This window comes from Kitasatospora sp. NPDC054768, from assembly GCF_053612025.1.
This window is the reverse complement of sequence record NZ_JBSHBN010000157.1, coordinates 17,799-21,811: the sequence shown is the minus strand read 5'-3', so window position 1 is coordinate 21,811 and position 4,013 is coordinate 17,799. Positions and strand designations below refer to the sequence as shown.

The 4,013-nt window shown below is 78.3% G+C and carries 2 protein-coding genes; both read right to left on the bottom strand.

Annotated elements, in window-relative coordinates; all coding sequences use genetic code 11:
* Positions 1-335: 335 nt before the first annotated feature.
* A complete protein-coding gene (locus ACWGKU_RS33215) occupies positions 336-3,089 on the bottom strand; it encodes a toxin glutamine deamidase domain-containing protein (RefSeq protein ID WP_452178838.1) in 2,754 nt (917 codons plus the stop codon).
* A gap of 26 nt (positions 3,090-3,115) precedes the next feature.
* Complete coding sequence (locus tag ACWGKU_RS33210; RefSeq protein ID WP_452178837.1) at positions 3,116-3,640, bottom strand: hypothetical protein; 525 nt, start codon at positions 3,638-3,640, stop codon at positions 3,116-3,118.
* Positions 3,641-4,013 lie beyond the last annotated feature (373 nt).

Below are 4,013 nucleotides of genomic sequence, written 5' to 3'. Positions count from 1 at the left end.
CGAATATGTCGGTCGGTCTACATATTTCTGCCAGACTCGAACCCAGCCATCCCGAATGCACACAGAAAGTCGGCCGGGCCGACTTCTCACGCGGGCTCCTTCCACTGCCCCGCATTCCACCGTGCGGCAAGTCCGCGAGGTCGACTCCCCACGCGGACCCCTCCCGCTACCGCGCATTCCACCGCCGAGGGCCAGCGCGGCAGGCCGCCGCGCAGGAAGTCGGCCTGGTCGACTTCCTGCGCACCGCTCCCAGTTCCGCGCTTCCTCCCCTTCCGAGGGGCACCCTGGCCCGCCTCCGCAGGAAGTCGGACGGGCCGACTTCCTGCACTGGGGGGTCAGGGGGTGGGGGTGAGGGGGCGGCCTTCGGGGGTGAGGGCGATGGCCCAGAGGCCGTGGGTGGCGGGGTGGAGGGGGGTGGGGGCCCGGCGGGCGAGCTGATGGTCGAGGTAGGTGACGGTGTCCTGGTGGTTGACGGCGTTCCAGGCGTGCGGGCGGCCGTAGGCGTCGAGGGTGAGGAGTAGCGCCTGGGAGCCGTGGCCGGCGCGGCGGAGGTCGTCGGCGAGGCGGTCGAAGGCCCGGCCGCCGTCGCCCAGGTCCCGGAAGGGGGAGCCGAGTTCGCGTTCGGCGCGGTCCCGGCCGCCGCGTTCGCCGGCGTCGCCGTCGGTGGGGATGCGCGGGGCCGCGCAGGTCGGGCGGCCGGTGTGGCACTCGACCGCCGAGAGGGCGATCTCCAGGCTGTTGTTGGCCCGGCCCGGTTCGCGGAAGCCGCCGTCGTTGACGGCCTCCGCCCAGCCGCCGGCCGCCGGGTCGGGGTGACGGACGGGCAGGCCGTCCTCGTCCCGGGGCGCGCGGCGTTCGAGTTCGGCCTGGTGCTGCGGGTCGACCGGCGCGAGCCCGCCCGGCAGGCCGTACGGACGGCTGTCGGCGATGCTGCGCGGCCGGACCGCCGGGTCGTCCGGCCGGGCTCCGCGCCGTGCGCGCAGGGCGAGTTGGAGGGCCATCGCGTGGGCGGTCGCGACCGGGACCGCGCCCCAGGCGAGGGTCGGGTCGGCGAGTCCCGCCGCATTCTCCCGCCTCCGGGCCTCCACCGGGTGGGTTTCGGGCCGGCCGATCACCGGGGTGGTCCCGACGATCGGGGGTGCGGCAGGGGGTGGCGGCGCGGCGTGGACGGGCGGCGGTCCGACGACCGGGTGCGGTGCCGCACCGGCCGGGGTCCGGGCCACCGGCGCGCCGGGCTGCGGCCCACCGACGGCCGGCCCACCGACGGCCGGCCCGACACCGCTGCCGAACGGCGCCGCCACGTTCACGGGCCCGCCGGCGGCGCCCGCCAGCGGCCCGGGCCCGACGGTGCCGACGGGCCCGGCCGGCTGGTACCCGCCGTACACCGGAGTCCCGAACTGCCCGGGCACTGCGACCGGCCGGACCGGCGGCGGAGCGTCCGGCGCCGGGCCGCCCGCCGGGCCGTACGCGGGGCCGCCGGCGGACGGCGCGGTGACGGGCGCGGTCGGCGCACTCACCGAGTCCGTCCGCACGGTCACCGGCCCACCTCCGCCACCACCACCCGCACCACCCGCACCGCCACCGCCACCGCCACCGCCACCGCCGTGCACGGAGGCCGCGGGCGCCTGGAGCGGGTAGTCCCCGTCCGCCCGGACCGCCGGCCCGCCGCCCTGCCGGACCGGCGCGACCGCGGACGGCGCCGACGACGCCGGTGGCGACCAGTCACCGCCCCCGCTCCCCGTCGCCCGGTGCTGCCCCGGCGGGCCCCCGGCGGCGGCGTACCCGCCCCCGGCCCCGCCCGCCGACGCCCCCGCCGACACCCCGGCCGTCACGTTCGCCGCGACCGCCGCGTCCGGCCCACCGACGACCGCCCCCGGATCCGCCACCGCGACCGAGGCCACCGTCACCACGCCCGGCGTCCTCGGGTCCGCCGGCCCGCCGGGCTTGCCACCCCCCGGCCCATCCGGCCCACCCGGTCCCCCCGGCCCGTCCGCCCCCGGCGTCAGCCCGGCGAGCGGCACCCCGCGGACCGCCTTGCCGTTCTCGTCGGTGAGCACCGGCTGCCCGTGCTCGTCGAGCCGGACGGCGAGGTCCGCCACCCCGACCACCGGCTTGCCGTCCGGCCCGGGGACGACCAGCAGCCCGGTGGCGTCGGCCACCGGTGTGCCGTCGGCGCGGAGGATGACCGGCTGCCCGTCCTGGCCGAGGACGGGCGTGCCGTGCTCGTCCACCTTGACCGTCAGCCCGGGCACGCCGACCAGCGGCTTGCCGTCCTTCCCGGCGAGCAGGACCAGCCCGGAGCCGTCCGCGCCGAGCACGCCCGGTTCGCCGAGGGCGGCGGGCAGCCCGGCGGCGAGCGGGTCGAACGCGCCGCCGCGGTACGAGGCGGCGGTGATCCCCGTCCCCTGTGCGGTGCCGAGCTTCAGCAGGGCGACGGCGGCCGGTTCCTTGAGCACACCGGACAGGGCGTCCTTCATGGCGCGGCCGAGTTCGGCGAGCAGTCCGCCGATCTTCAGCCCGGCGGCCTCGACGGCGACGGCCGCCACGCCCGCCGCGACCTGCTCGGCGGCGGTGTTCCTCAGCTTGGACGCGAAGCCGCCGACGGCCTTCTCCAGTCCGCCGACCACCCCGCTCCGCGCCGGGTCGCTGTCGGCCGCCGCGGCGACGTCGGCGACCTCGGCGGCCGTCTGCTTGGCCTTGGCCGCCTGCTCCTCGGCGTGCCGGAGGTCGGCGGCGAGCTGCTGCAGGGTCACGACGATCTCGGCCTTGCAGGTGTCCACGGCGCGCGCGGCGGTGTCGAAGGCCCCGGCGACCAGCCCGACCGCGCTGTGCGCGTCGTCCAGGTGGCCCTTGCCGCCGGCGCTGAAGCTCTGCCAGTACGTGCCGAAGGCCTCGACCGCGTGGCCGGAGTTGTCGGCGGTGACCCGCCGGACGGACTCGCCGCAGCGGCGGGTGAGCCGGTCGGCCTCCTTGCCGAACTCGCGCCAGACCCCGGCGGCCCTGCGCAGGCCCTCCTCGTCGGCCTGCGGCCACTGCTGGCCGGTCCGGGCCAGCACCGGGACCAGTTCCTCGGGCAGTTTCCGGGACACGCGCTTCCCCCTTCGAGCCGGGCCCGTCAGACCGACATGTCCTTGGGGACGGCGGGAGCCGCCCCCGGGGTTGCCCCCGGCGCCGCGGAGTACACCGCGGGCGTCACCGGCGAGGCCCCCGGCGCCCCTGGAACCGCCGCCGGCCCTGGCACCGCCGCACCTGCCGCCGCCGCACCCGGCACCGCCGAACCTGCCGCCCCCGGCACCGCCGTCGCCCCGAACCCGCTCGCCGCCGAGCTGTCCGCGTCGGCCGTCCGCGCGGCCATGGTGTGCAGCCCGGCCCCGACCCCGGTCACCCTCCCGGCCAACCCGCGCAGCCCGCCGACGAGTTCACCGCGTGCCTGCCCGTACACGGCGGCGAAGCCGCTGCCCGGCCGGTCCGTCCCCCAGGGCGCGCCGAGCGCGGCGAGGCCCTGCTCCAGGGCGGTGACGGCTTTCGCCAGCTCGCCGCCGAGCTTCTCGAACTCCCGCCCCTCGCCGTGCAGTTCCCACGGCTTGAGGACGAACTCCCCGCCCGCGCGGCCGGACGCCCCGGTGCTGCCGCCTGCCATCCCCGTACCTCCCCGTCACGGGCCGGTAGCGGCCCCGTAGCGGCCCGTGGCGGACCGGCCGCCATCGTAGGCCCGCCCCCGGACCCGCCCGCAGGGCCCGCCGGACCTCTTCACCCCGCCTTCACGCCGGTCGGTCCCGCCGCTTCGACCCCGTTTCGACCCCGCTTCGGGCCCCGCTTCGTGCCCCGTCACCGGTGCCGCCACCGCGCTCCCGCCGCCGAAAGCTCTACCCTTGCCGGGTGGCACCAGCAGAAACGTCCAAGAAGAAGTCCAAGGCGAAGCCCGAGGCCGCCCCCGGCGACGCCCCCGTCCAGAACCGGCTGCGCGAGCTGCCGCGCGAGATCCAACCGCACGACTTCCCCCGCGCCTGGGA

What these genes read in the sequence shown, in the direction of transcription:
- ACWGKU_RS33210 (WP_452178837.1), bottom strand. Translation starts at nt 3,640, where the DNA reads ATGGCAGGCGGCAGCACCGGGGCGTCCGGCCGCGCGGGCGGGGAGTTC.